Raw genomic sequence first — 25,523 nt, forward strand, 5'->3', positions numbered from 1 at the left:
TCACGCCGTCGGGTGCCAGGACACGATGCTCGGGAACGGCTTTCCGGCCACCGAGTCGATCGCCACGGTGTTCTGGTGGAACAGGAACACCGGGCTCAGGCACACCGGCAGGAACCAGCCCAGCTCGACCACCCGCCGGATGATCCGCCGGTCCAGCTCGGGCCGTGCCTCGTCGTCGGCCGCCGCGGCCTGGCGGTCCAGCTGTTCGAGTTCCGGATCGGTGCTGTGGAACGGGTTCATGCCGATCGCGTCGTGCAGCCACAGCCCTCGGCCCATGAAGTACACCGGGAGCGCGCCCCAGCCCATGATGGACGCGGGGAACTTGGTCAGCTCGGTGTTCGCGGTGGCCGGATCCCGGGTGGTGATCTTCAGCGAGACCCCGGCTTGTTCGAGTTCGGCGGCGATCGCCTGGACGATGTCGGCACTGTACGCGGGCGTCGACGGGATCACCACGGGCAGGGTGAAACCGTTGGGCAGACCGGCATCGGCGAGCAACTGCCGGGCCTTGCCGGGGTCGTGGCGGTAGAAGTTCGTGTCGTTGTAGCCGTCCTCACCGGGCGCCGCGCACTGTTCGGTGGGGATGCCGTAGTCGCCAAGCAGGGCTTTGGTGATCTTCGCGCGGTCGATCGCGAAGTTGAGCGCCTGGCGGACCCGGACGTCCTTCAGCGGCGGGCTGAGCACGCCGTCGCGGTCGTTGAGCTGGATGCCGAGCACGATCGCCGGGCTGGACGCGATCCGCATCCCGGCCGCCTTGGCGCCGTCGGCGATCGCGTAGCTGCCCGCGATCACATCGACCTGGCCGGTCTTGAGCGTGGCCAGCGCGGTGTTCTCGTTGGGCAGCACCTTGATCGTGATCTTCTCATAGTGCCGGTCGCGCACGTTCCAGTATCTCGGGTTGCTCGCGTAGGTGTAGTGGTCGTTGGCCACCGTGTCCTCTGGCACGAGCTGATACGGGCCGGTGCCGAACGTCTGGGTGGCCAGCTGGTCCGGATGGGACACCCCGCCCGGGCCGATCACGTTGCCCGCCAGGAAGTCCTGGGTGAACAGGGCAGGCAGCCGCGGGTGCGGCTCGGACATGGTCAGCCGGACGGTGAGCGGGCCGGTGACGTCGATCGCGGCGATCGGCGCCAGGAACGCCGCCGCCTGCCCGGCCGTCTGCCGGAAGTGCCCGATGCTGGCCTTGAGCGCCTCGGCGTCGAGCGGGCTGCCGTCGCTGAACACCACGCCGTCCCGCAGCGAGATCTCGAAGGACATGTTGCCGGTGCCCAGGTATCGCCACGAGGCGGCCAGCCAGGGCTGGTAGCCGCCGTCCGGCGCGCGGTAGATGAGCGGTTCGTAGGCGGGGCTCAGGTACAGCAGCGACTCCCCGCCCGCCTTGGCCGGATCGAGGCTGACCGGCGGCCAGAACTGTCCTATCCGGAGGGTGCCGGACGTTCCCCCGGTGTCCGCCGTGCCACCGCACGCGCCGAGGGCGACCCCGGTGACCAGCAGCAACCCCGCGGCCGTGAACTCCCGTCTCGACAGGACTGCGGTGCTCATGGGCAATGCCTTTCTGTGTCCGGCGGAGGGTTCAGCCGCGCCAGTGGCGGTCGAGGATGGTCTCGCCGTCGCGGGTGACCCGGCCGGTGGCTTCGAGGGCCGAGGGGGTGGCGGTGATGGCGACCTCGACGGTGATGTGCGCGCCGGTGTCGATGTCGATGGTTCCGGTGATGACGCCGGTGACCGTGGAGGCCTCCGGTTCGAGCCGGTCCGCCGTGGCCACGAGGTCTTGCTCGACCGTCATGACGTGTCTGCGCGGCAAGGTCTCGTCCGGCCGCACGGTGGTGACCCCGGCGACGCGCAGGGACACCCGCTCGTTCAACAGGTCCGTCGTGGTCTCCCACACGGCCTGGCCGGCGATCTCCTGTCCGATGTCCTCGATGGCGTCCTCGGGCGGCGGATACTCGATCTCGGTACCCTCGTGCGGCGCGACGACCGGCAGCACCAGGGTCCGCGCGATGGGCCGGCCGCCCGGGTCGGTCGTCTCCGGCCAGACCCGCGGGAAGTCCCCGGGCGCCAGCACCACCCGCAACCGGTGTCCCGCCGGGACCTCGTAGGTGGTCGGGTTCAGCCCGATCCGGACCCTGTCCCGCACTGTGGACTCCAGGCCGGGACTGATCAGCAGCGACCGGCCCAGCGGGTCGACCACCGTGAGCTTGGCGGAGGTCCGCGGCCAGGGATGGTCCACCTCGACCGCGGGCCGTCCGCACAGCAGCAGCGGCTCGGCGAGCGGAAGTGAGGTGTAGCAAAGGCTTCGAGCATCATCGTCGTGCTGGTCGGCGGGCTGTCCGAACAACCCGGCCGGTGTGGACCACAGGCCGGACCGCAGCCCCGCGGCCGGATCCACTTCCGGCGGTTCACTGCGCTCCCACGTACTCAGGTCCGTCAGCCTGGTGGTGCCGGCGGGCGGCCAGTCCGGGAACTCCAGCCAGCGCTCGTTCGCGCCCTGGACGTACACGCTGACCGGGGGCATCTCCGCGCAGTTGGGCACATCGCCCAGCCACCGGTCCCACCAGGACCTCGCCAGGGCCAGGAAGTCGATCGGGGTGAACGGGCACTGCTGGGGCATGACGTGCATCCACGGCCCGGCGATCAGCCGTTTGCGGCCGGAGATCCGTTCGTAGGCGCGGATCGTGGCGTCACCGAACAGGTCCCGCCACCCGGCGACGCACAGTGCCGGCACCTCAACGGCTTCCAGGTCGACCTCGCGCTGGGCCCAGACCGGCGACCCGGGTCCGTGCCGGTACATGTCCAGCAGGTAGGGCGGAGCCGCGAGACGCCGGTACCAGCGAGCCTGTTCGGCGGGATCGTCGTAGTCGTCCAGCGGCGGCAACAGCTGGTTGAACACGTTGCCCAGCCCCCAGCTGCCCAGCGGTGAGAACGAGCCGCGCGAGCCGCCCGGGTGGACGAAGTCGCGGGCCGGATCGGTCAGGCCCTGCACCGCGATGATCGCCTTCAGCGCGGCCGGCCGGCAGGACGCCGTGCGCAACGCGGTCATGGCGCCATAGGAATGGCCCCACATGCCGACTTTGCCGTCACACCACGGTTGCCCGGCGGCCCAGTCGATCGCGGCCAGCGCGTCCTCGGCGTCGCCCGGGTCGAAGGGCGGCCGTTGCGCGCCGTCCGATGAGCCGGTGCCCCTGATGTCCACCAGCAGCGACGCATAGCCGCGCGCCGCGAACCACCGTTCGGTCACCGACCCGGTCAGCGCCGCGACGTCCCGGCGGTAGGGCAGGACCGTGACCAGGACGGGCACCGGGCCCGCGGCCGACGGCAGGAACAGGTCGGCGGACAAGGTCATATCGGACTGTCCGGCCGGTATCCGGACGTCCCGGACCACAGTGACCTCGTAGTGCCGGTCTGTGTGCGTACGTGCAGGCATCGTCGCCTCCGCCCCGAAGTGGGTACGAAAAGGAATACTTCAGTACCGTCAGCAGTACGGTAGGCACACCCGACTGTCCACCGCAAGCCCCACAACGGGCGGGTTGCCCAGCTGTTACCCGGGCGAGCGGTTGGTGAGCGCGGAGAGTACGAACGCGGCCAACTCGGTGTAAGCGTCCGCAGTGGACAGTCCGGTCCGGTCGAGCAGCTCGCCGTGCTGGATGCCGTCGATCAACAGGCTCACCGCGCCGCCCGCGAAGTCGGCGTTGACCGCGCGGAACGCGCCGGACGCCACACCGTCCTGAATGGACTCGCGGACCCGGTGCGCGGTGGCGAGCGAGTGCTTGGCGTAGATCTCGGCGGTGGCCTCGGCGCTGACCATGTCGGCGTAGCACTCCGGCGACATGTGCCGCAGCTCCTCGCCGAGCCCGGACAGGTAGGCCGCGATCCGCTGCGGCGGGTCGGTGATCGAGGCGACCTTCTCGGCCACCCGCGCGGTGGCCTCCCGGAAGAAGTGCCGCATGGCGACCACGACCAGCTGCTCCTTGCTGGCCGCGATGGCGTACAGGGTCGACTTCGAACACTGCAGCCGGCTGGCCAGATCGTCCACGGTCAGCCGGGCGAACCCCTCCGCCAGGATCAGGTTCTCCAGGCGCAGCAGCAACTCCTCTCGCCTGCTGTCGGACATCCGGCGCCCCCGCGCCGGACGCGCTCCCGGCGTCATCCAGGATGGCTTAGCGGTCATCGTGTCGCCTCGCATGCTGTCCACGGCACTCCCAAGATCAGCGAGCCCGGTCAGGACAGTACCGGGTACAACCGTACCCCGCTCAGTACCCTCACGGGAGAAGGCTCAACCGCCGGGCGGTGACCACAGCCTCCATCCGGGAGCCCGCGTGCAGCTTGCGCATGGCGCTGCGCAGGTAGCTCTTCACGGTCTCGGCGGTCAGCCCCAGATCCCCCGCGACCTGCGTATTCGTCCAGCCCAGGGCGACGCACGCCAGCACGTCCACCTCACGGGCCGACAGGGCCGGCGCGGTCGCCGGCGGCGCGGTCCGCTCCCCTGCCACCAACAGCTGCTCGCACACCGCCAGCACCTGCCGCCGCGCCTGCTCGTCGGCCAGGCCACTGGCCACGACCCGCAGCTGGGCGTAGGCCTCGCGGAGCAGCTCCCACCGCGGCCGGGCCGGGTCGGCCACGTCGTACCGGTTGAGCGACTTCAACCGCAGCGCCACCTCGTCGTGCACGGCCTGCGCCTGTTCCAGGTCCCGGGCGGTCTCCAGGATCGAGTGCACGATCCGGTCGCCGATGGGCAGCTCGCCGCGCTGCGCGCCGTAGAGCACCGCGCGCACGACCCGGCCCACGACGACCGGGACGGCCACCATCGCGTGCAGTCCCTCGGCCTGGATGATGTGGTCGTAGTGGTGGCTGATCCCGGTCGCCGCCACGTAGTCGTTGACCACCACCGGCCGGCGCAGCGCCACCGCCTTGCCGCCCAGGCCCCGGCCGCAGTCGAGGGTGACGCCCCGCAGCGGGCCCACCACCGGGCCGGCGAACTGGGTGAGGCTGGTCTGCCGCTCGGCGTCGACCGGCCCGCCGAACGTGAGCGGCAGCCCGGTGACCCCGCGCATCCTGGTCAGCGCCCGCAGGATCCGCGGCCTGATGTCGGTGTCCATCGCGCCGTCCACCGCGCCTCCTCCCCTCACCCGGGGGTGCCTTGATGATTGTTGTTGAGGAAACATCATTCGGCAGGCGAGCTTCTCCTGCCACTCCGGGGAATCGCTCAGCCGAAGGTACGCCGTTCACCCGATCTCCGGGAGCACCCCATGACCAGCCCACAGGATCACATCGCCGAACTGCTGACCCTCTTCGGGCACTCCTGGGCATGCACCGCGGAGTTGTTGTGCGACCAGCATCCAGCGGACGCCGTGGCGTTCACGGTCATCGAACCGGACCTCGCCTTCGAGGATCTGACCTACGGACAGCTGCGGGACCGCTCCGCGCGGTTGGCGACCGCCCTGGCATCGCTGGGTGTCGGCCACGGCGACCGGGTCGCCACGCTGATGGGCAAGTCCGCCGAGCTGGTCATCGCGACGCTGGCGATCTGGCGGCTCGGCGCGGTCCAGGTGCCCCTGTTCACCGCGCTGGCACCACCCGCGATCGCCGAGCGGCTCACCAGCAGCGGCACCACCGTCGTGGTCACCGAGGCCGCACAACGGTTCAAACTGGACCAGATCGGTCCGGTGCCGCTGGTGGTCACCACGGGTATGGCCAGTGGCAACGACTTCTCGTTCCACGCCATGCTCAGCGCCGCGCCCCAGCCGGTTCCGGTATCGGTCGGCGGGGACGGGATCATCGTCGAGCTCTACACGTCCGGTACGACCGGCGCGCCGAAGGGCGTGACCGTTCCGTTGCGGGCGGTGGCGTCGATGCGCGCGTACCAACTGTACGGCCTGGACCACCATGAGTCCGATGTGTACTGGAACGCCGCCGATCCCGGCTGGGCGTACGGGCTCTACCACGCGATCATCGGCCCGCTCGCGCTGGGCCGCCGGAGCCTGTTGCTGCACAGCGGGTTCTCGCCCGAGCTGACCTGCGCCGTGCTGGACCGGTTCGAGGTCACCAACTTCACCGCGGGCCCGACGGTCTACCGCGCGCTGCGCGAGACCGGAGGCAAGACCTCGGCACCACTGTCGCACTGTTCCTCGGCGGGCGAACCGCTCCCGCCGGATGTGAGCGTCTGGGCCGAGCGGGCGCTGGGCGCGCCGATCCGTGACCACTATGGACAGACCGAGCTCGGGATGGTCGCGGCCAACGGGTGGCATGCCGACGTCGCGGCCGAGCTGCGGCCGGGGTCCATGGGACGCGCGCTGCCCGGCTGGCGGCTGGCCGTGCTGCGGTCCGATGTGGACGAACCGGCGCCTGCCGGGTCACCGGGCAGGCTCGCCGTCGAGCTGGCCGGCAGCCCGCTGATGTGGTTCACCGGGTACCGCGGTCTGCCCGGGAGGTTCACCTCCGACGGACGCTGGTACGTCACCGGCGACACCGCGGTGCGCGACGAGGACGGCTTCCTCTCGTTCGCCTCCCGCGACGACGATGTGATTCTGATGGCCGGGTACCGGATCGGCCCGCATGAGGTGGAGAACGTGTTGCTGGGGCACGATTGCGTGGCCGAGGCCGCGGTGGTCGGCGCGCCGGACGCGTTGCGGGGCGAGGTTCTGGTGGCCTATGTCGTGCTGCGGCCGGGGTACCGGCCGTCGCACACGCTCGTGACCGAGTTGCAGAACCTGGTCAAGACCGGGTTCGCCGCGCACGCCTATCCACGCGAGGTCCACTTCCTGGCCGAGCTGCCGCGGACGTCCAGCGGCAAGCTCCAACGCTCCGCGCTGCGCCGTTCGCGCTGAGGGCAGCCGCCCTCCCCTGTCTCGCGCTCCACCCTGCCGGAGCGCGTGTTCACCCTGCCAAGGAGGCAATGATGCCTGCCAACCGCCGCACGTTCCTGCTCGGCGCCGCCACGACGGTCTTCGTACCGATGGCGGCCGCCCGCGTGGTGTCCGAGAACCGGCTCGGCACCAGAATGCTCGACATCACCATCGACTCCCCCGCGCTCGGCGCGGCCGTCCCGGTGCGGCTACTGCTGCCACCGGGCTGGACCCCGGGCTCGTCGCGCAGCTGGCCGGTGCTGTACCTGCTGCACGGCGCGGGCGACGACTACACGTCGTGGACCCGGTCCACCGATGTCTCGGCTTTGGTGCAGCAGCAGGAGATGCTGGTGGTCATGCCGTCCGGCGGGCGGGACGGGTTCTACTCGGACTGGCGCACCGGGCAGCACTGGGAGACGTTCCACCTGACCGAGATGCTGCCGATCATCGAACGTGGTTACGGTGCGAGCGGCACCCGCGTGATCGCCGGTCTGTCGATGGGTGGGTTCGGCGCCATGTCGTACGCCGCAAGACATCCCGGCATGTTCCAGGCGGCCGCGTCCTACAGCGGCCTGCTGCACACCCGGCAGTCCGCCCGAAGCACCAGCCTCATCCAAGGGGTTCTGGTCAAGGACGGCTACGACCCCTTCGCGCTGTGGGGGGACCCGATCGTCAACGCCGCCGTCTGGGCCGGGCACAACCCCTACGACCTGGCCGACCGGCTGCTGGGTATCCCGTTGTACGTCGCCTGCGGTGACGGTCAGGTCGGCCCGCTCGACCCACCCGGCGCGCTGCCGGACTTCGCGATCGAACCGGTCTGCCGGGACCAGAGCACCGCCTTCATCCAGCGAGTCCGCCAGCTGGGCGGTACTGTCACCGCCAACATCTACAGCCCCGGCACCCACAACTGGGGCTGGTGGCAGCGAGAGCTCCACTCTTCGTTCCCCATGCTCACCACCGCGCTCGCTTGATCCACAGTGGATACCTGACCGGCGGTGTCCCGCCGGTCAGGATCCGGTGCGGCGCATGACGAGGAGGGCGACGTCGTCCTCGGGTGGGCTGGCGCCGGTGAGGGCGGACATGACCTTGGCGGTGACGGCTTCGGCGGGTCTGGTGTCGATGGCGGCGCGCAGGAGTTCCAGGCCGGTGTCGACGATCCAGTCCCGGCGTTCGATCAGGCCGTCGGTGTAGAAGCCGACCACGGCCCCCTCGGGGATCTCCACCGTGGCACTGCGCCGGTCGGTGCCGTGCCGCATGCCGATCGGCGGATCCGGCCGCAGGTCCAGCAGTCGCGAAGGCTCGCCGGGCAGGGCCAGGACGGGGGGTGGGTGACCGGCCAGGGACACGGTCAGCTCCGCGTGGCTGGGTTCGACGACCGCGTACAGCACCGTCGCCATGATGCCCGGCTCGAAGTGGTTCGCCTTGCGGTTCAGCTTCTCCAGCACACCGGCCGGGTCCTCGACGTCCAGGGCGTAGGCCCGCAACGCACTGCGCAGCCGTCCCATCACCACGGCCGCGGGCAGTCCGTGCCCCACGACGTCGCCCATCACGATGCCCCAGCGCTCCCCGGGCAACGGGAACACGTCGTACCAGTCGCCGCCGATCCGAAGCCCCGCACCGGGAACGTACCGCGCCGCGAACTCCAGCCCCTCCGGCTGCGGCAGCCGGCCGGGCATCAGGCTGCGCTGCAACGCCGCCGCGGTGGCCCGCTCGGTCTGCGAAACCTGGGACTGGGTGGCCAAAGCGATCCGGTCGGCGGCCAGTTGCAGCAGCTGGATGTCATGGTCGTTGAACCGCCGATGCGCGAACGTACCAACGTGCACGACGCCGATCAGCCGACCGGCGGCCACCATCGGCACCCCCAGCATCGCGTGCAGGCCCTTCTCCCACAGCAACGGGTTAACGACCGTTGACGCGTCGACTCGTTCGATGATCACGGGCTTGCGCTGCGCGGCAACCTGACCGGCGAACCCCGCCCCCATTGGGACGCGGACGCCCTGCCGGACCTCCTCCTCGAACCCGGCGGCGGCGGACGCCACCAGCTGGCCGGCGGCGCTGTCGTGCAACAGGACGGTGGCGGTGTCGACGGAGAGCAGGTCGCGCACCCGTTCCAGCAGCTCGTGCAGGAGCTTCTCCAGGTCGAGGTGCGACAGCGCCGAGTCGGTCACGCTCTCGATCCGCAGCAACTGATCCTCTGCGCCATTGGCCTCCGTCACGCGGTCAGGCTAACGCAACGCCGTGCCGCGATCATGCGGCCGCGGCGACGACCCGCCCAACGGCCGTGTCCATGCTGGCCCGGCAGGCCGCGGCCAGCCGGTCCGTGGCGGCACTTCCGCCGTCACCACACCGCGGGCACGACATGGTCACGGTGCGCGTCAGCTCGTCCACCGCGACGGTCAGCGCCGTCCGGCAGGTGCGGCACCAGCGATGCCGCGTGACCTGGTTGACGTGCACCGGCGAGCTGACGCACTGGTGGATCCACCGGCCGTGCACGTGACAGGTCAGCCGGTCGTCGGGGGCCAGGAAGCCCATGTCCTCAGCGATGTCCTCCATCGCCAGGGTGGTGGCGAGGTCGGTCCTCAGGCGGGTCACGGTGCTCATTTCGGTCCCCTTTCCGGTCTCTGCTCATGCGTCGAACCGGACCCGGCGATCTCGACAGGACCGCGGGAAAAATCTCAGCCGGTTCCCGGCGGCAGGAACCCGTGCTCGGACAGGTCGAACCAGTTGCCCTCCGGGTCGATTGCGCGGTACTCGGCGAACGGCCGATCAGTGGGCCGCGAGACCGGGTGTGGCACCCGGCCGGGTTCTCGCTGTCCAGCCGGTGCTGGATGAGCGCGAGGTTGATGTACCCGTCGGTGACGAAGTGGCTGCCGTCCGGGTCGACGTGGAACAGCTCCATCTCCAGCTGCTCGCAGGAGAACGCGGCCATCTTGGCGGCGTCGCGCACGACGAAGGCGAGGTGCGCAACTTCGGCTTGCTCATCGGGTCGGTCCTCCAGCGGCGGGAATCATGTTGTGGAAGCGGCGATCGCGCTGTCGGCGACCACCGCCTGGGAGGCCCGGCCGTGGTGTTTCTCGCCGCGCACGGTGACGAACGAGACGTCCTGCACGCAGCCGGAATCGCCGGGCCGCCACGCGGCGAGGCTGTGATAAAGCCTGCCGTGCAAGCGTTCCAGGTAACAGACGAGGTTGACCGGCCAGCCGCTGGCGTGGAACACGTACTCGTCCATCGGCGTCGGCCGTTCGCACAACGGATGCGCGCGGGCCGTCCCGAGGCCGAGCCGGGGCCAGTCCGGGTGCATGTGGATCGACCCGAGGATCTCCAGTCCGCCCGCCTCGGCGGCGCGGGCGGCGCAGAGCAGGTCGGCCGGGTCGAACCACCACGCGCGCACCGGGTTCTCGTATGCGGCACCGAACTGCGGCACGATCACGTCGCGAACTCCGCACATGCGGCCGGATCGGTGGTCCGCACGTTGCGCCCGAACTCGATGCCCCCGACGACGCAGGCGCCGTCCACGACCCGCCAGGAACGGCCGCAACGCCCGGTCGGATAGCAGAACGGGGCGCATGCGCCTTGATCTCCTTCATCTCGAGCTGATCGTGGCGATCGGGAACGCGGGCAGCCTGCGGCGCGCGGCCGCCGAACTGCACCTGACCCAGCCCGCGGTGACCACCCAGCTCAGACGGATCGAGCGGCACCTCGGCGGTGCGTTGTTCCTGCGCGGCGCCGAGGGCGTGCAGCCGACGCACCTGGGCGCCCTGGTGCCGCAGCAGGCCAAACAGGTGCTCGGGCAGCTGACCGAGCTGGAGCAGACCGCCCGGCGGGAGGCCGCGTCGGTGCCGGTGCGGGTCGCGGGGATCCCGGCCCAGCAGTACGCGCTGCTGGTGGAGACCGAGGTCGGGCTGGCCGAGCTGGCGGCGGAGAGCTGGGTGATGCCGCATCCGGACGACAGCGGCATGAACGAGTTCTTCGCGGCGGCCTGCCGCGCGGCCGGGTTCGAGCAGCGGATCACCGACTTCACCACCGAGTCGCACGTGGCGTTCGCGCTGACCGCGTCCGGCCGGGTGATCTGCCCGCTGTACCCGATCGGCGCGAACCGGGACGGGCTGGTCACGCTGCCACTGGCCGGCAACCCGCTGTTCCGGCGGATCGTGCTGGCCTGGCGGGCCGGCTGGGCCGAGGCCGCCATGGTGGACGAGCTCTGCGCGCGGATCGGCAAGGGATACCGTGAGCTGGTCGCTGGCGCCCCGGTCCATGCGGGCTGGTGGGCGCGGGGCGGGGCCGGTTTCGCCCTGCCGGGATCGGAATGAGAGGCGGACGACGGTGGCCATCCGGGGCATGAACCACGCGGTGCTGTGGGTGCGGGACGCGAGCGTCAGCACGGACTTCTACGTCGATGTCCTCGGCTTCCGTGTGGTGCACCGGACCGCCAGGGCCGCGTTCCTGCAGGCCCCGGAGTCGGCCAACGACCACGACCTGGGCCTGTTCGAGGTCGGCCCGCAGGCCGGGCTGAGCACCGCGGGAACGGGCCAGGTCGGCCTGTACCACGTGGCCTGGGAGGTGCCTACCCTCGCTGACCTGCGCCATTACCAGGAGCGCTTGTCCGAGGCGGGCGCGCTGGTGGGTTCGGCGGACCACGGCACGACGAAGGGCCTGTACGCCAAGGACCCGGACGGGCTGGAGTTCGAGGTCTGCTGGCTCGTGCCCGCCGACCTGGTCGACGACGACGCCCGCAACCGCCGTGGCGAGCTCGACCTGGACGCCGACATCGCCCGCTACGGCGCGGACACCGTCGGCGCGTGCGCCCGCGTCGGTACCCCGGGTTGATTGGAGTCATTCCCGCGAGAGTTCGTGGAGGCGCTAGTTGACCTTGAGCGCGGTCCAGGAGCCACAATCCCGCTCAACGCCCTGCGCTGATGGGCAACTGAGGGGATTTCGCATGAAGTACCGCATGATTGGCGGCGATCCGAGGACTCGCCGGGAAGTCAGTGTGCTGAGCCTGGGCGCGATGTTGTTCGGCACCGCCACGGACGAGGCGACGTCGTACGCCATCCTCGACCGCTTCGTCGAGGCCGGCGGCACCTTTGTCGACACCGCCAACAACTACGCCTACTGGGTCAATGGCACTCAGGGAGGTGAAAGTGAAGCGCTGCTGGGCCGCTGGCGACGCAGCCGCGGTGTCACGGACGAGGTCGTCATCGCCACAAAGCTCGGCGGGCGGCCCAACGCTCCGGCGACCGGGCTCAGTCACGACCTTGAGGGCTTGTCCGCCCAGGTGATCCGGGAGTCCTCGGAGCGCAGCAGGGAACGGCTCGGCGTGGACAAGCTGGACCTGCTGTACGCACACGCGTACCTCGAAGGCTCCAAGGTGCCGCTGGCGGAGACTGTCGAAGCTTTCGGGGGTTTGGTCGAGGACGGCACCGTGGGTCTCCTCGGTGCGAGCAACCACTGGGTATGGCGACTCGAGCGGGCCAGGAACCTCGCGGCCGCAGCCGGGCTCCCGGGCTATGAGGTCCTGCAGTATCACCATTCCTACCTGCGACCCCGCACCGATCTGCCGACCCTGCGGTCCGAGGACGGCAACCTCGGCGTGGTCGGCGGGAACCTGCTCAGCTACCTGCGGGCCGAGCCTGAGCTCACGCTGGTCGCCTACTCCCCCTTGCTGGGCGGCGGCTACGTACGTGACGACAAGCCGTTCGATGCCGCGTTCGACCACCCAGGCACGCCTCGGCGTCTCGCGGCACTGCGGGAGGTGGCCAAGGAGACGGGAGCATCCCTCAACCAGGTGGTGCTCGCCTGGCTGATGGGCGGTGACATTCCGATGATCCCCCTGGTCGGCGCCTCGTCCGTCGAGCAGTTGGAGGAGAGCCTGGCCGCGGTGGACCTGGAGCTGACGGCGCAGCAGCGGACGACACTCGACGCCGCGTACTGACACTCCAGCACCACCCATACGCCGTAGGGAAGGTCACGCGTGCGATTCGGACTCAAGATCAACCCGCGCGGCTGGGGCGATGCCACCCAGTGGGCCGCCATCGCCGAGGAGGCGGGCTTCGACAGTCTGTGGACCGGCGACAACCTGCGCCATCCCCGCGACCCGGCGGTGCCGGCACACCGGTTTGGAACGCGCGAGAACGCACGGATCGGCTCAGCGAGTTCGTCGGCATCGTCGACCGGCTGCTGCGGGGAGACGTCAGCGATCACAGCGGCGCCCACTACGCGTACCACGATGCCGCCATGGCTCCGGCGCCGGTGCGGGAGCGCGTCCCGCTCATCGTCGCCGCCAACGCCGCCCGATCGCTCGCGGTGGTGGCCGACCACGCCGACGGCTGGGTCACGTTCACCGGCACAGCATCGGAAGACGACTTCCACCAGGCGTCGATCGAACGCTCCCGCAGGCTCGGCCAGCTCTGCCTGAAGCGGGATCGCGATCCACGGACACCGCGCAGGATCCTGCTCGCGTACGGGGCGATGAACCCATGGGCCAGCACCGACTGACTCCCTGGCCAGGATCGCAGACCGCTACCGGGCGATCGGCTTCGACGAGATCGTCTGCTTCGCCCCCACCCCGAACGAGCGTCCCGTGTTCGACAAAGTCGCTGGGCGGTTGAGCGACTTGCGGCAGACGTGCGAGCGGTCTGCGGGCCGGACGGGGTGCCAGCGTGCACACCCCGAGATCGGCGACATCATTCCGAGGTCATCCGATCACGTGTCGCCACGTTCACAACCTCCCTGGGCAGTACAGCCAGCCGGGGGGAGGAGCCCGAGGGTTTGGGCGCGCAGGACGGTGAGGAGCCGGTCGTGGGTGCGGAGTTTGCGGTAGAGGTTTTCGAGGTGTTTGTGGGTGGTGCGGGTGGTGGTGCCGAGGCGGTGGGCGATGGCGGGTGCGGTGAGGCCTTCGGCGAGGAGGGTAAGGACGGTGAGTTCTCGGGGTGTGAGGCGGTGTTCGGCGGCGAGGGCGACTGGGTGTCCTTCGGTGGCCGGGCGCGCGGTGTGCGGCCGGGTGAGGGTGGTGTGCCAGGCCTGCAGGTGTTGGAAGTGGTTGTCGAGGCTGGTCAGGATGGGCCGGAGGCGGTCGAGACAGGCTCGTTCATGGTCAGTGAAGGCCGCGTCTGCCCGGCCGAGGACGATGAGACGTCGGGCGCCTGCGGGGGCGGGCAGTAGCAGGCCGAGTTTGGTGTCGGTCACCGGGACGCGGCGGCGGACGGCCTGCTCCACCATGGCGGGCAGTGCACGTCGGCCGAGTTCGACGGGTTCCCAGGCGGGAACACGGGTGGTGCCGGAGGCGTCGATGCCGACGACGAAGCCCCAGGGCGCGTGCAGGGATCTGGTCAGCTCGGCCAGGACCACTGGCCAGGGCAATCGCGGCTGCCAGGTATCCGGATCGTGGTCACCGGTCATGGCGGTATCCAGGAGCGTGGCCACCAGCGTGAGGACGCGTTCGTAGTCCCGCCCGGTCAGCTCGACCACCGGCCTGCCCCCTTGTCCATTCGTACCGGTACGTATGTCGCTCCCGGGTGCCGCGGTGTCACAGTGGAGACCGTAAAACCAGGAACGATCAGTGTCCGTCGACAGGGTTGCATATCCTTATTCGCACCACGCCGGTGTCCGGCTAATAGCCGGCATGACAATGTGACCGCGGAATGCTGACATTCTCGGATCCCGATTCGAAGATCACACACTCACAGTCGGGAAAGATCGAGGCCAGGACTGCGCCATCCATGGACGGCGCCACCGTCCACGACCTCGCAGGGATCTCCAGAAAGGGCCTATTGTGCGCAAGATCGTCAAGTGTTCACTGGTACCGTTGTCGATAATGGTGCTGCTGAATCTCACCCCGGCGGCGCACGCCGCCTCCGTGCTCGACAATGTCTGCGACCCAGGCGAGATCTGCCTGTGGGCGAATCCGAACTTCACTGGCCGGATGCTGACATTCTTCCCAGGCGACAAAGCCAACCTGACCGACTGGAATTACAACGATCAAATGTCGTCATGGCGCAACAGGACCAACATCAATGGTACGTGGTGGGAACAGGTGCACGGCACATGGTTCAATCCCTGTCACAACCTCTACGCCAACTCGTCGGCATCGTCGGTGTCACCGGACAACTCCGCGTCAGCGATCGAGATCGCCGGCGGGACGTGCTGAACCATCGCAACCGCTCGATACATGGGTGTATAGGGCCACGCTAGTCGCCCGACGTTTTCACAGGTCGGTTCTCGTGAGTAGCGCGACAATTTGGAAACGAGAGAAATGGTCACGAGAGCCGACCTTCCGGCCTCGCCGGGCGTCGGCACGCGACCGGCCGTTGGCTGAGCATCGAGGTCGCGCTCAACACGGTGTTCGAGACATCACGACCTCCACCGGCACACCCACCGCTGCGACCGATCCACCATGGTGAGCAGAGGAACCCTCTTGCGGACCCGTCCGGGTTCCCTGGTACGCACCCACATCGAACACGACCGGCCCGCCACACCTCGTTGAGATCGCCTCATCGATCCGCGGAATTGAACCGGGGGTTCCGTAACACCCGTATAGCCCGTGTAGGCAGGCCTATGTCCGGGCAGCGGGAGGTAGTCGAGTGCGCGCCGTCCACAGGAAAGTGACCAAGAAGAAAGCGCTGGTAGCGGCGGCGGGCGTGGCTGTCGTGACCGCTGCGGCCATCGCCATTCCGCAGGCGAACGCGTCCAGCGCCCCGCGGACATCCACGGCCATTCCAGGCACCGTGTGGGTGACAGATCCCGACACCGGGCAGATGGTCGTCACGGCCGACCGCACGGTGAAAGGCGACCGCTGGGACACGCTGATGACCACGGCCAAGACCATGAACGCGCGGGTCGAGCGGTCGGCCGAGGAGTTCCACCTGTTCGCCGCGGGCGGCGACGCCATCTTCGGCGGCGGGGCACGGTGCTCGCTGGGCTTCAACGTGACCACGGACGACGGCGACCCGGCTTTCCTGACCGCGGGCCACTGTGGCGTCGCCGCACGGCGGTGGTCGGTGTCGCGCAACGGCAGGCAGACCGCCACCGTCCAGCAGGCGCGGTTCCCCGGCAACGGCGACTTCGCCCTGCTCACCTACGACAACACCAACACCCAGGCACCGAGCGAGATCAACCTCGGCGGCGGGCGCACGGTCCAGATCACCAGGGCGGCCGACGCCCGGCGCGGCCAGCAGGTGTTCCGGATGGGCAGCACCACGGGCCTGCACAACGGCCGCGTGACCGGCCTGAACGCCACCGTGAACTACCCCGAGGGCCGGGTCACCGGCCTGATCCAGACCACCGTCTGCGCCGAGGGCGGCGACAGCGGCGGCCCGCTGTTCACCCAGGACGGCGCCGCGATCGGCCTGACCTCCGGCGGCTCGGGCAACTGCCGCACCGGCGGCGTGACCTTCTTCCAGCCGGTCACCACCGCCCTCGCCCGAACCGGCGCCCAACTCTGAAAGGTCAGCCCTCGTGCCTGGTTCGCGAGGGCTGACCTTTCAGTCATGCCTTGGTGGGGGCGCCTTCGTAGCGGAGTTTCGGCAGCAGGCGCTCGTGTTTCATCACGACGCTGTGCGCCGCGACCGAGGTGCACGTGCCGATGTCCGCGCCGTACAAGGGAACCGTGGCGTGGGCGAGCGTGGAGTAGGCGCCCACCTTGACCTTGTCGATCTTCAGGACACGGTCTTCGAAGGTGTGCGCCTGGAACATGGCGTTCACCGTGGCGCCGTCGCCGAACTCCAGCATGTCGGGGTCGACGACCTGGGCGAACCCGTCGCCGAGCACGACCCGTTTGCCGATCTTCATGCCGGTCCGCCGCAGGAAGACCGCCAGCATCAGGGTGCCCTCCAGCGCCGCCAGCGTCCCGCTGGCGATGACTCCCCAAGCGACGTACAGGAAGTCCCACCGGCTGCACCAGCATGACCACAGTGGATGGACGCCGGGCTTGACTTTGCCCAGCAGCAGCCATTTCATCGCCAGGATGATCAGGCACGGCAGCAAGGTGACCCCGAAAGTCACCACCGCGGCGCCAATCGCGAGAAAGGCCGCGAACGGCAGCAGCCGCACCGCGGTCGCGGTCCACCAGAACCACGTCACCATGATCGCCAGCGGCACCACCGGCAACGCGAACCGCAGCCACTCCCAGAACAGCCGCGTGACCCGCCGGGCCAGCGACGGCGAGTGAGTCAGCTTCCGGTCCACCTCGACGACTTCCCGGTGCGGCAGCTCGAAAGCGGGATGCCCGAACCACGAGCTGCCCGGCCGCACCGCGCGATCGTCGGCCACGGTGCTGATGCCGATCAGGATGTCCGCGGGCAGCCGTTGGCCGCCGGTGATCACCGCGTGGTTGCCGAGGAACGTCCGCGGGCTGATGTGGACGCTGCTCAGCGTCACCGTGCCCTGCTGGATCCTGGGCCCGCCAAGGTAGATCCCGTCGGCGAAGAACGTGTCGCCGCCGATGCGCACCAACTCGGGGACGACGTCGATGATCGTGCTGATCTCACAGCCACGCCCCAGTTTCATGCCCGCCCAGCGCAACCACACCGGCCAGTACAGGCCGCCGGACAGCCAGCGGCCGGCCGAGTCGACCAGCCCGGCCTTCAGCCAGATCCGGATGTAGGCGGGACTCCACCGGCTGATCACCTTCTCGGGCACCCGGCCGAGCATCCGCGCGGCCAGCGCCTCGAAGGCGATCGTCACCATCAGGGTCAGGCAGACGAGCCCGGCCATCAGCCACAGGAAAGGCATGTACAGCAACGGGTTGGCGATGGTCTGCAGCAGGTTGTCGAAAGTCAGCCCGTAGTACAGGATCACCCCGACCGCCAGCCCGGTGGCCGGGATGGCGAGCACCCAGCCGAGCAGCGTCCGGCTGACCAGCATCGCGATCGCGTGCAGCATCGGCGAAAGGATGCTGCCCTCCCGGTCCGGCTCGGGCGGCCGAGGGGCCGGGCCCACCAGCCGCGCGGGTACGCCGTCGTGCAGTTCACCGTCCGAGATGGACTGGCCGGCGGGCAGCGAGGACAGCGGCGCGAGCCAGGAGTCGCGGCCCATGTGCGTACCCGCCGCCAGGCCCGCGCGAATGTCCACTGTGGCACCGGAGTCGATCCGGACCGGGCCGACGACGATCTGGCCGTGTTCGAACCCCACCAGCCCGATGTGCGCGTCCTGGCTCAGCGTCACGTCGTCGCCGATGTCCAGCAGGTCCCAGCCGCCCTGAGTCAGGTTGACGCCGCGGTGGATGTGCACGCGTTTGCCAATCCTCGCACCGAGAGCGCGCAACGCCATGCACTGGAATTCCGTCCCGGCAATGAATCCCCACGGGATAAGCCGCACAACATGCTGCACGATCCACATCCGCAGGCGCAGGTTGCTCCAGGCCGGGGCCCGCACCGGCCGGTAGATCCCGATCAGCATCCGCTTGAGCCACACCGCGAGCAACACCGCGATCGGCGTCCAGGCCAGGCCGAGCGGGATCAGGATCACCGGCACGATCAGCACCAGCGGCAGCAGCCCGGTCTGGTCCGCCAGCCACGGCAGGAACTTGAACGTGATGAGATACGCGATCGGCGCCAGCAGAAGCAGTTCCAGCGCGATCCACGCGGCCTGGACCATGGTCACCTTGGCCGCGGCCCGCGCGGTCGAGACCACCGGCACCGGCGCCGGTTCCTGCCGGGCCGGCGCGCCCGGGCTGACCCGCCGGGCAAGTTGAGCGACGGTACGGGCTTCGTAGACGTCCCGGACGGTGATCGCCTCGGTGGCCCGGTTGAGCCGGAGCTTGGAGATCAGGATCGCGGCCTGCAGCGAGGTCCCGCCGAGGTCGTCGAAGAAGTCGTCCGTTGTGGACACTCCCCCGCTGATGCCGAACACCTCGGCAAAGGCGTCCGCGATCGCCTTTTCGACCGGGTTCGCCGCCACCGCGCCGCCATTGCTGCGGCGTTGCGGCAAAGTGAGCATGGGCAGGTCGGTCCGGCGCAGCTTTCCGCCCGCACTGCGCGGCAGATCCTTGATCACGCCGTACAGCGTGGGCACCATGTACGCGGGCAGATCCTCATGCAGCCTGGCCTTCAGGCCGGCCACATGGGGCGGCCGCATCGGGTCGACCGGAACGATATGCGCCGCGATGGCTTGCACCGCGCCCTCGCCCTGGACCCGGCAGGCCGCCTCCCGCACCCCGTCGCACCGCGCCAGGCAGGTCTCGATCGCCTCCAGTTCGATCCGGTAGCCGCGGACCTTGACCTGTGAGTCGATCCGGCCGTGGTAGAACAGCGTCCCGTCCGGCTCGGCGTGCACAAGGTCACCCGTGCGGTAAAGCCGCCCCAGCGCGGGATGATCCGGGAACTTCTCGGCACTCAGCTCCGGCAAGTTGAGATACCCCAGCGCGAGCCCGGCCCCGGACATGCACAGTTCGCCTTTTTGCCCGGGGGCGACGGGGTTCAGGTGTTCGTCGAGCACCCAAGCCCGCATGCCCGGTACCGCGTGACCGACGGCGATCGGTTGTCCCGCAACGATGTCCTGCCGAAGACAGGTGACCGTGCACTCGGTCGGGCCGTAGCCGTTGACCATCCGCCGCCCGCGCGACCACTGTTCGGCGACGTCGTCGGGCAGCGCCTCGCCGCCCACGTACAGCAGCCGCAACTCCGGCAACGCGGCCAACGGATCGGGACAGGACGCCGCGCGCAGCAGGGTCGGCGGCGGACAGAACACGGTGATCCGTTCGTCGCGCAGCCACGGCACGACATCGGGGCCGAGCCGGACGGTCTCGTCGTCCATCACCACCACCGTCGCACCGGCCGACAGGGCCATCCAGGTCTCTTCGACGGAGGAGTCGTAGGCGGCGGACGACCCCTGCGCCACGCGGTCACCCGGGCGGAGGCCGAACTCCACCAGGTCACCGCTGACCAGGTTGGCGATGGACGAGTGCGTGATCATCACGCCCTTGGGACGGCCCGTGGTGCCGGACGTGTAGATCAGGTACGCCAGGCCGTCCGGCGCGCGCGGCGCCTCGAGTGGCTGCATGGCGGCGATCGGCGCGTCGACTCGCACGATCGCGCCCGGGTAGCCGATCCGGTGTGCGCGCTCGGCCCCGGTAGCGTCGGTGACGAGTACCCGCGCCCCGGAGTCCTTCAGGATGTGTTTGACCTGGTCGTCCGGAAAGGACGGATCCATGCACACGTGCGCGGACCCGGCTTTCAGCACGGCCAGCTGGGTCGCGTACAGCGCGTCGGACGTGCGCGGCAGCAGCATCGCGATGATCCGGCCCCGGCCGACCAGCCGTTCGAAGATCCCCGCGGCCGCGGTGCTCTTGCGCAGCAGGTCGCGGTAGGTGACGCGGCTGCGCTGCGGCCGCCCGCCGGCCGGCGGGATGTCCACCGCCACGGCGTCCGGCCACCGCTGGGCGGCCTGCTCGAAGAAGTCGTAGAGCGAGACCGCCGGGGACTGGACGGTCGCGGTCATCGCACTTCGGCGGCGAGCAGGTGGGCCGCCAGCCACGGCCGCAGCCGGGCCCGCTCGTCCGCGGGCAGGTGCCGGTACCCCTGGACACGCCCGGCGCAGCGCTCGCTGCCGCACCGGCAGGCGAACGGCTCGGCCATGTCGTATTCGGTGGTGTTGTAGTTGAAAGTGATCTCCTGCCCGAATTCGATCGGTTTCAGGCTGACCACCTCGCGGCCCTTGATCGTCACGGTCGGGTCGCAGCCGTGGTTCATGAATCGCCAGTAGAACTGGTCGAGAATCGCCTCGAAGTCATATTCGGCCGGTACATCGATATGCATCGCGAGCCCTACCTGCACCGTATACTTCGTCGGCCGGTGGCTGAGCTCGCCCACGATGGCGAACAGGTGTTCACCGGCGGCGACCGGCCGGTTCGCGATCAGGCGGAACTCGCCGCCCGCCCGCACGACCGCCACCGAACTCGTCGTGCCGAGCATTTCTATGGTCACATCGACTCCCCGGATCGGCATTTTCAACTGCTTCCACCTGGGATACGACCGCACCTCGGAATTGGTTCAGACTTCGCCGACGACCGGCAATACGATACGAAATTCGTTCCCGGCTGGACACTCTGTCAGGAATGTCCGGGCCGAATGGCGTCGTGGCCGAGCACCGCGATGTGCAGGGCCGCCCTGGCCCGGGGCGAGTCGAGGTCGGCGTCCAGCAGCTGCCCGATCCGCTTGAGCCGGTCGTACAGCGCCTGCCGGGACATGTGCGCCGCAGCCGCCGCGTCGCTCTTGTTGCCGCCACTGTCCAAATAAGACCGCAATGTGCTCAGCAGGTCCGACCCCGGGTTCTCGGCCGTGTACGAGAGCAGCGGGCCCAGCTCACGCTCCACATAGGCCTGCAGGTCGTGGTCGTCTCGTAAGGACAGCATCAGGGCGGGCAGACCGACGTCGGCCGGCCGGGCATATGGTCTGCCGCCGCCGGGCGCGACCGCCGCCACCCTCAGCGCCTCGGTCAACGTCTGCCGTGCGTTGTGCACCGCCGTCACCACCCGGCCGGCTGCGATCACGACGTCCGGTCCCACCCGGGTGCGGACGGCGGCCGCCAGCTTGGTCACCTGGTCGTGACCGTCCTCTCCGGACGCCAGCGTGAGCAGGATCGCCACGGAACCCTCGGCCACCAAGCCGAACAAGGCCGGCTGGCCGGTGTCGCGGAGCGCGTCGCCGACGGCCCGTGGGCGGCCGCGCACCGCGACACCGATGAGGGCGCCCTCCGCCACAGGCACCCCCAGCACCTCTGCCCGCACCGCGAACTGCGTCGCGGGCAGGTTCCCGGCCAGCAGTGCGGTCAGCAGACCGCGCTGCGCCCGGTGCGCCGGTTCCTCATCCCGGCGCAGCAACCGGTCGAGCGCGACCGCCGCCGCGGCCCGCTCGGCCAGCTGTACATGTGGGTCCGACGGGTGCGCACCGCACCAGCAGCCGGCCCCAGAACCGTCCTCCCGCGCCGACAACCGTTGCCAGCCAACCGGTTCGCTCGTCGTACGACGTCTGTCCCGTGGTGACGATCCGGCGGGACAACGCTCTCCATTGGACGAGTACCGCCTGAGCGTCCGCCGACGGCGGGGCGAACGCAAGCACGCGGTGCGCGGTGTCCTCCAGGACCACCGGCCCGCCCGTGACCGCGGCCGCTTGTGCCACAACGACATCAGCGTCCGCGCCGGCCAGCGACAACTCGGTGAAACACCGGTGGATTTCCATGCATGACGGTAATTCCGGTGCCATCCTCGGGCGGGCTCCTCCTGTTCGGCGGACAGCCATGATTTCGCGGACCGCCGCGCGGCCCCATCCGCCGGTCGGCCGGAGCACCCCCGCCGGGTGGCGGGGATATCGTCGGGCGGGTGCGTGCTCGCCTTTTCGACGCGATGGCCGTCTGTGCCGCGGCCCTGGACGCCTGGATCAGCGTCGACTCCACCGACCACATCGGCATGTCCTGCGCGGCGGTCGCCTGCGCCGCTCTCGTTGTGCGCAGGCGGCTGCCGTACCTGGTCTTCGCGCTGACCCTGCCCGCGGTCGTGGCGTCCATGGCGGTGATCGCGTCGCTGATCGCCTTGTACACACTGTCTTCCCGGACCCGCAACCGTCCGGCGCTGATCGCGTGCACCGTGCTCGCCGTGATCGGTTACGCCCTGCCGTGGCCCACGTCCGAGTTCGACCTGACCAGCCCGGACGCGATCCTGATCAGCCTCGCCTACTCGGCCGCGATGGCCGCGGCGCCCGCGTTCTTCGGCCAGCTCGTCGTGACCCACCGGGATCTGTCCGCGCGGCTCGCGGAGATCGAGGAGGTCCGCGAACACCGGCAGGAGCTGATCGCGCAGAACGTCCTGGCCAAGGAACGCGCCCAGCTGGCCAGGGAGATGCACGACGTGGTCTCCCACCAGGTCAGCCTGATCGCCGTGCGCGCGGGCGCCCTGCAGATGAGCACCGCCGACCCGGACGCGGCCGAGGCCGCCTCCACCATCCGCGCGCTCAGCGTCGGCACCCTCGACGAACTGCGCCACATGGTCACGTTGCTGCGCGCGTCCACCACCGTCCGCGGCGAGCTCGCCCCGCAGCCGACGTTCGCCGAGCTGGAGGTGTTGCTGGCCAACAGCGGGGTCCCCATCCGGCTCGACGGCGATCTGCCCGCCGGTATTCGCCCGCCGCATCAACGCGCGATCTACCGCACGATCCAGGAGGCCCTGACCAACATCCGCAAACACGCCCCCGGCGCCACCGCGACCGTCCGGGTCTGGGCCGATGACACCCACGCGGGCGTCACGGTCACCAACACCGCGCCGACCAGGCCCGTCATCCCGTTGCCCAGCGCCAGGCACGGTCTGATCGGCCTGCGTGAACGGGCCGAGCTGCTCGGCGGCGACCTGCACTGCGAGCCCTGCCCGGACGGCGGCTTCCAGCTGCGACTGCGCCTGCTCACCACTGAGGGGTGACTAGGGTTCCGATCATGATCCGGGTGGTCGTCGTGGACGACGAGGCGTTGGTGCGGTCCGGTTTCCAGCTGATCCTGCAGGCCGCCGGGGACATCGACGTGGTGGCCACCGCGACCGGCGGGACGGCGATGGCCGAGATCGCCCGGCACAGCCCCGAGGTGGTCCTGCTCGACATCCGGATGCCCGATGTCGACGGCCTGACGATCCTGCGGCAGCTCCGCGCCCTGCCCGACCCGCCGGTCGTGGCGATGCTGACCACGTTCGACTCCGACGAGTACATCGCCGCCGCGCTGCGCGAAGGCGCCGCCGGGTTCCTGTTGAAGGACACCGATCCCCAGCAGCTCGCCGGGCTGGTCCGCAACCTCGCGGGCGGCGGCATCGTGTTGTCCCACAAGGTGATCCGCTCGGTGGTGGACGGCTACCTGGACGGCGGCGCCACCCCCGCGGCTGCCGGTCGCGTCGCCCGCCTGACCGCCCGCGAACGCGAGGTGCTCACCCTCGTCGCCGACGGACTGTCCAATTCGGACATCGGCATCCGCCTGCACCTGAGCGTGGGCACGATCAAGGACCACGTCAGCTCGATCCTGACCAAGCTCAAGGTGACCAGCCGGATCCAGGCCGCCCTGCTCGCCCAGCAGGCCGGCCTGTTCCGCGGCAACTAGTCCACGACGGCGACGGCGGGTTCGGTCTCGTCGACGGGGTCCCGCTTGGGGTCCTTGCGGCGGCGGGTCAGCTGCACGCCGACGACCACGGTCAGCAGCGCGAGGGCGGCCGACACGGCGAAGGCCAGCCGCATCCCGCTCAGCTGCGCCGCCGCCGGAGCGACACCGTCGGCGATCAGCGCACTGGCCCGCGCGGACAGCACCGTCACCGCGAGCGCGGTCCCGAACGCCGCCGCGACCTGCTGCAACGTTCCCAGCATCGAGCTGCCGTGCGAGTACAGGTGCTCGGGCAGAGCGGCCATGCCGAGCGTGAACACCGGGGTGAAGATCGCGGCCAGGCTCAGCATCAGCAACGTGTGCAGGCTGAGGATCTGCCAGTACGGCATCGTGGTGGAGATCTGCGCGAACCCGGCCAGCGCGAGCACCATGCCGATCGTCCCCGGCAGTACCAGCGGCCTGGCGCCGAACCGGTCGTACACCTTGCCCGCGGTCGGCCCGAGCAGGCCCATCGCCAGACCGCCCGGCATGACCAGCAGGCCGGTCGCCAGCGGGCTCAGCCCGCGCAGGTTCTGCAGGTACAGCGGCAACAGGATCATCGAACCCAGCATGGCCAGGAACGCGATCGCCTGGAGCACCAGCGACTGCCGGTAGGTGCGGTTGAGCAGGGTGCGCAGGTCCAGCAGCGGCGTCCCGGAGCGCTGCAGCCTGAGCTGGCGGACCACGAACACCGCGATGGTGGCGGCCCCGGCGGCGACGATGCCGATGCCCAGCGCGACCGGCGAGGTGGGGTCGCCGAACAGGCTCAGGCCGTACACCAGGCCACCGAAGCCGAGCGCGGCCACCACGACGCTGAACCAGTCGATCGAGCTCACCTGCGGCTCGCCGATGTCGGTCATCCTGCGCAGGCCGAGCACGCCGACCACTCCGGCGATCGGCAGCACGACCACGAACAGCAGCCGCCACGACCCGGCCTGCAGGATCAGGCCGGACACGGCCGGTCCGAGCGCGGGCGCCACCGAGATGGCCAGGGTGACGTTGCCCATCACCCGGCCGCGGTCATGCTCGGGCACCACGACCATCAACGTGGTCATCAGCAGCGGCATCATCACGGCGGTGCCCGCGGCCTGCACGACGCGGGCCAGCAGCAGCACGATGAACGACGGCGAGACGGCGGCCAGCACGGTGCCCGCGAGGAACACGCCCATCGCGGTCGCGTAGGCCTGCCGGGTGGTGACCCGCTGCAGGAACCAGCCGGTCATCGGGATCACCGCGGCCATGGTGAGCATGAACGTGGTGGACACCCACTGCGCGGACTGCTCGGTGACGTGCAACGACTCCATCAGCCGGGGAATGGCGTTGATCATGATGGTCTCGTTGAGGATCACCACGAACGTGGCCAGCACCAGCAGCCGCACCACGGTGGGTGTTCTGCCCTTGGTGGCCGGTCGCGGGCTGAGAGCTGACATCTGGTCCTACCTCGCTGGGCTCCGGGTCGCGGCCCGGCCCCCAGGCAGCGACGTTGCGGTGTCACCGATACAGACCAGGACGCCCTGCGGAACTCATCGGTGACACCAGAGTCTTTCCTATCAACGCGCGGGACTCACCCGAATTTCCGCCCAT

The 25,523-nt window shown here is 69.8% G+C and carries 22 protein-coding genes; 10 read left to right on the forward strand and 12 right to left on the reverse strand.

Annotation, left to right across the window (positions count from 1 at the left end; all coding sequences use genetic code 11):
• From AB0J95_RS17105 to AB0J95_RS17120, 4 genes are all read right to left on the reverse strand, one after another.
• Entirely contained in the window at window positions 1-1,539 is a 1,539-nt protein-coding gene (locus tag AB0J95_RS17105) for an ABC transporter substrate-binding protein (RefSeq protein ID WP_364758062.1), read from the reverse strand.
• A gap of 31 nt (window positions 1,540-1,570) precedes the next feature.
• A complete protein-coding gene (locus AB0J95_RS17110) occupies window positions 1,571-3,421 on the reverse strand; it encodes a CocE/NonD family hydrolase (RefSeq protein ID WP_364758064.1) in 1,851 nt (616 codons plus the stop codon).
• 114 nt (window positions 3,422-3,535) lie between these two features.
• Window positions 3,536-4,108 (reverse strand): TetR/AcrR family transcriptional regulator, encoded by a 573-nt coding sequence (locus AB0J95_RS17115; protein WP_364758065.1) that lies wholly within the window; start codon window positions 4,106-4,108, stop codon window positions 3,536-3,538.
• Between the two features lie 148 nt (window positions 4,109-4,256).
• Window positions 4,257-5,105, reverse strand: coding sequence for a LuxR C-terminal-related transcriptional regulator (locus tag AB0J95_RS17120; RefSeq protein WP_364758066.1), 849 nt, complete (start codon window positions 5,103-5,105; stop codon window positions 4,257-4,259).
• A 138-nt stretch (window positions 5,106-5,243) separates the two neighbouring features.
• On the opposite strand from AB0J95_RS17120, the gene AB0J95_RS17125 reads away from it, so the two are divergent.
• Window positions 5,244-6,821, forward strand: a complete 1,578-nt coding sequence (locus tag AB0J95_RS17125; RefSeq protein WP_364758067.1) for an AMP-binding protein — start codon at window positions 5,244-5,246, stop codon at window positions 6,819-6,821.
• Window positions 6,822-6,892: 71 nt separating this feature from the next.
• The gene (locus AB0J95_RS17130; protein WP_364758068.1) at window positions 6,893-7,810 is read left to right on the forward strand and encodes an alpha/beta hydrolase family protein; all 918 of its coding nucleotides are present in this window, start codon (window positions 6,893-6,895) and stop codon (window positions 7,808-7,810) included.
• Between the two features lie 36 nt (window positions 7,811-7,846).
• Here AB0J95_RS17130 and AB0J95_RS17135 read toward each other — a convergent pair whose 3' ends face one another.
• The 3 genes from AB0J95_RS17135 to AB0J95_RS17145 all read right to left on the reverse strand — a co-directional run bounded on the left by AB0J95_RS17135 (window position 7,847) and on the right by AB0J95_RS17145 (window position 10,269).
• Window positions 7,847-9,055: a GAF domain-containing SpoIIE family protein phosphatase gene (locus tag AB0J95_RS17135; RefSeq protein WP_364758070.1), complete on the reverse strand. Its 1,209-nt coding sequence runs from the start codon at window positions 9,053-9,055 to the stop codon at window positions 7,847-7,849.
• A gap of 31 nt (window positions 9,056-9,086) precedes the next feature.
• Window positions 9,087-9,440: a hypothetical protein gene (locus AB0J95_RS17140; protein WP_364758071.1), complete on the reverse strand. Its 354-nt coding sequence runs from the start codon at window positions 9,438-9,440 to the stop codon at window positions 9,087-9,089.
• Window positions 9,441-9,846: 406 nt separating this feature from the next.
• Window positions 9,847-10,269 (reverse strand): hypothetical protein, encoded by a 423-nt coding sequence (locus tag AB0J95_RS17145; protein ID WP_364758073.1) that lies wholly within the window; start codon window positions 10,267-10,269, stop codon window positions 9,847-9,849.
• 136 nt (window positions 10,270-10,405) lie between these two features.
• Between AB0J95_RS17145 and AB0J95_RS17150 the strand changes: the two genes are divergently transcribed.
• The 4 genes from AB0J95_RS17150 to AB0J95_RS17165 all read left to right on the forward strand — a co-directional run bounded on the left by AB0J95_RS17150 (window position 10,406) and on the right by AB0J95_RS17165 (window position 13,334).
• Window positions 10,406-11,149, forward strand: a complete 744-nt coding sequence (locus AB0J95_RS17150; RefSeq protein ID WP_364758074.1) for a LysR family transcriptional regulator — start codon at window positions 10,406-10,408, stop codon at window positions 11,147-11,149.
• Window positions 11,150-11,177: 28 nt separating this feature from the next.
• On the forward strand, window positions 11,178-11,666 hold the full coding sequence (locus AB0J95_RS17155; protein WP_364758076.1) for a VOC family protein: 489 nt from the start codon (window positions 11,178-11,180) through the stop codon (window positions 11,664-11,666).
• A 112-nt stretch (window positions 11,667-11,778) separates the two neighbouring features.
• Window positions 11,779-12,771 carry an aldo/keto reductase gene (locus tag AB0J95_RS17160; RefSeq protein ID WP_364758078.1) on the forward strand — a complete coding sequence of 331 codons (993 nt, stop codon included), beginning with the start codon at window positions 11,779-11,781 and terminating at the stop codon, window positions 12,769-12,771.
• 128 nt (window positions 12,772-12,899) lie between these two features.
• A complete protein-coding gene (locus tag AB0J95_RS17165; RefSeq protein WP_364758080.1) occupies window positions 12,900-13,334 on the forward strand; it encodes an LLM class flavin-dependent oxidoreductase in 435 nt (144 codons plus the stop codon).
• Between the two features lie 207 nt (window positions 13,335-13,541).
• Here AB0J95_RS17165 and AB0J95_RS17170 read toward each other — a convergent pair whose 3' ends face one another.
• Window positions 13,542-14,306 carry a LuxR C-terminal-related transcriptional regulator gene (locus AB0J95_RS17170; protein WP_364758082.1) on the reverse strand — a complete coding sequence of 255 codons (765 nt, stop codon included), beginning with the start codon at window positions 14,304-14,306 and terminating at the stop codon, window positions 13,542-13,544.
• A gap of 304 nt (window positions 14,307-14,610) precedes the next feature.
• Between AB0J95_RS17170 and AB0J95_RS17175 the strand changes: the two genes are divergently transcribed.
• Both AB0J95_RS17175 and AB0J95_RS17180 read left to right on the forward strand, forming a co-directional pair.
• Window positions 14,611-14,985 (forward strand): peptidase inhibitor family I36 protein, encoded by a 375-nt coding sequence (locus AB0J95_RS17175; RefSeq protein ID WP_364758084.1) that lies wholly within the window; start codon window positions 14,611-14,613, stop codon window positions 14,983-14,985.
• A gap of 433 nt (window positions 14,986-15,418) precedes the next feature.
• Window positions 15,419-16,279, forward strand: coding sequence for a S1 family peptidase (locus AB0J95_RS17180; RefSeq protein WP_364758086.1), 861 nt, complete (start codon window positions 15,419-15,421; stop codon window positions 16,277-16,279).
• A gap of 43 nt (window positions 16,280-16,322) precedes the next feature.
• Here AB0J95_RS17180 and AB0J95_RS17185 read toward each other — a convergent pair whose 3' ends face one another.
• The 3 genes from AB0J95_RS17185 to AB0J95_RS17195 form a co-directional block, all read right to left on the reverse strand.
• Window positions 16,323-20,273: an amino acid adenylation domain-containing protein gene (locus AB0J95_RS17185; RefSeq protein WP_364758088.1), complete on the reverse strand. Its 3,951-nt coding sequence runs from the start codon at window positions 20,271-20,273 to the stop codon at window positions 16,323-16,325.
• Window positions 20,270-20,779, reverse strand: a complete 510-nt coding sequence (locus AB0J95_RS17190; protein ID WP_364758090.1) for an SET domain-containing protein-lysine N-methyltransferase — start codon at window positions 20,777-20,779, stop codon at window positions 20,270-20,272. The genes AB0J95_RS17185 and AB0J95_RS17190 overlap by 4 nt, the downstream gene beginning before the upstream one ends.
• A 104-nt stretch (window positions 20,780-20,883) precedes the next feature.
• The gene (locus tag AB0J95_RS17195) at window positions 20,884-21,765 is read right to left on the reverse strand and encodes a helix-turn-helix domain-containing protein (protein ID WP_364758091.1); all 882 of its coding nucleotides are present in this window, start codon (window positions 21,763-21,765) and stop codon (window positions 20,884-20,886) included.
• Between the two features lie 387 nt (window positions 21,766-22,152).
• On the opposite strand from AB0J95_RS17195, the gene AB0J95_RS17200 reads away from it, so the two are divergent.
• Together AB0J95_RS17200 and AB0J95_RS17205 are read left to right on the forward strand one after the other, a co-directional pair.
• On the forward strand, window positions 22,153-23,241 hold the full coding sequence (locus tag AB0J95_RS17200; protein WP_364758093.1) for a histidine kinase: 1,089 nt from the start codon (window positions 22,153-22,155) through the stop codon (window positions 23,239-23,241).
• A 14-nt stretch (window positions 23,242-23,255) separates the two neighbouring features.
• Window positions 23,256-23,903, forward strand: a complete 648-nt coding sequence (locus AB0J95_RS17205) for a response regulator transcription factor (RefSeq protein ID WP_364758095.1) — start codon at window positions 23,256-23,258, stop codon at window positions 23,901-23,903.
• Here AB0J95_RS17205 and AB0J95_RS17210 read toward each other — a convergent pair.
• Complete coding sequence (locus tag AB0J95_RS17210; RefSeq protein WP_364758097.1) at window positions 23,900-25,369, reverse strand: MDR family MFS transporter; 1,470 nt, start codon at window positions 25,367-25,369, stop codon at window positions 23,900-23,902. The genes AB0J95_RS17205 and AB0J95_RS17210 overlap by 4 nt on opposite strands.
• Window positions 25,370-25,523: the final 154 nt, after the last annotated feature.

The sequence above is a fragment of the Actinocrispum sp. NPDC049592 genome (genome assembly GCF_040675465.1).
In the GTDB taxonomy this organism is placed as follows: Bacteria; Actinomycetota; Actinomycetes; order Mycobacteriales; family Pseudonocardiaceae; genus Kibdelosporangium.

Excerpts from the sequence above, each read along its gene's own strand:
- AB0J95_RS17105 (WP_364758062.1), bottom strand. The coding sequence starts at position 1,539 with ATGAGCACCGCAGTCCTGTCGAGACGGGAGTTCACGGCCGCGGGGTTG.
- AB0J95_RS17110 (WP_364758064.1), bottom strand. The coding sequence starts at position 3,421 with ATGCCTGCACGTACGCACACAGACCGGCACTACGAGGTCACTGTGGTC.
- AB0J95_RS17115 (WP_364758065.1), bottom strand. The coding sequence starts at position 4,108 with ATGTCCGACAGCAGGCGAGAGGAGTTGCTGCTGCGCCTGGAGAACCTG.
- AB0J95_RS17125 (WP_364758067.1), top strand. The coding sequence starts at position 5,244 with ATGACCAGCCCACAGGATCACATCGCCGAACTGCTGACCCTCTTCGGG.
- AB0J95_RS17130 (WP_364758068.1), top strand. The coding sequence starts at position 6,893 with ATGCCTGCCAACCGCCGCACGTTCCTGCTCGGCGCCGCCACGACGGTC.
- AB0J95_RS17140 (WP_364758071.1), bottom strand. The coding sequence starts at position 9,440 with ATGAGCACCGTGACCCGCCTGAGGACCGACCTCGCCACCACCCTGGCG.
- AB0J95_RS17150 (WP_364758074.1), top strand. The coding sequence starts at position 10,406 with ATGCGCCTTGATCTCCTTCATCTCGAGCTGATCGTGGCGATCGGGAAC.
- AB0J95_RS17155 (WP_364758076.1), top strand. The coding sequence starts at position 11,178 with ATGAACCACGCGGTGCTGTGGGTGCGGGACGCGAGCGTCAGCACGGAC.
- AB0J95_RS17160 (WP_364758078.1), top strand. The coding sequence starts at position 11,779 with ATGAAGTACCGCATGATTGGCGGCGATCCGAGGACTCGCCGGGAAGTC.
- AB0J95_RS17185 (WP_364758088.1), bottom strand. The coding sequence starts at position 20,273 with ATGACCGCGACCGTCCAGTCCCCGGCGGTCTCGCTCTACGACTTCTTC.
- AB0J95_RS17190 (WP_364758090.1), bottom strand. The coding sequence starts at position 20,779 with ATGCCGATCCGGGGAGTCGATGTGACCATAGAAATGCTCGGCACGACG.
- AB0J95_RS17205 (WP_364758095.1), top strand. The coding sequence starts at position 23,256 with ATGATCCGGGTGGTCGTCGTGGACGACGAGGCGTTGGTGCGGTCCGGT.
- AB0J95_RS17210 (WP_364758097.1), bottom strand. The coding sequence starts at position 25,369 with ATGTCAGCTCTCAGCCCGCGACCGGCCACCAAGGGCAGAACACCCACC.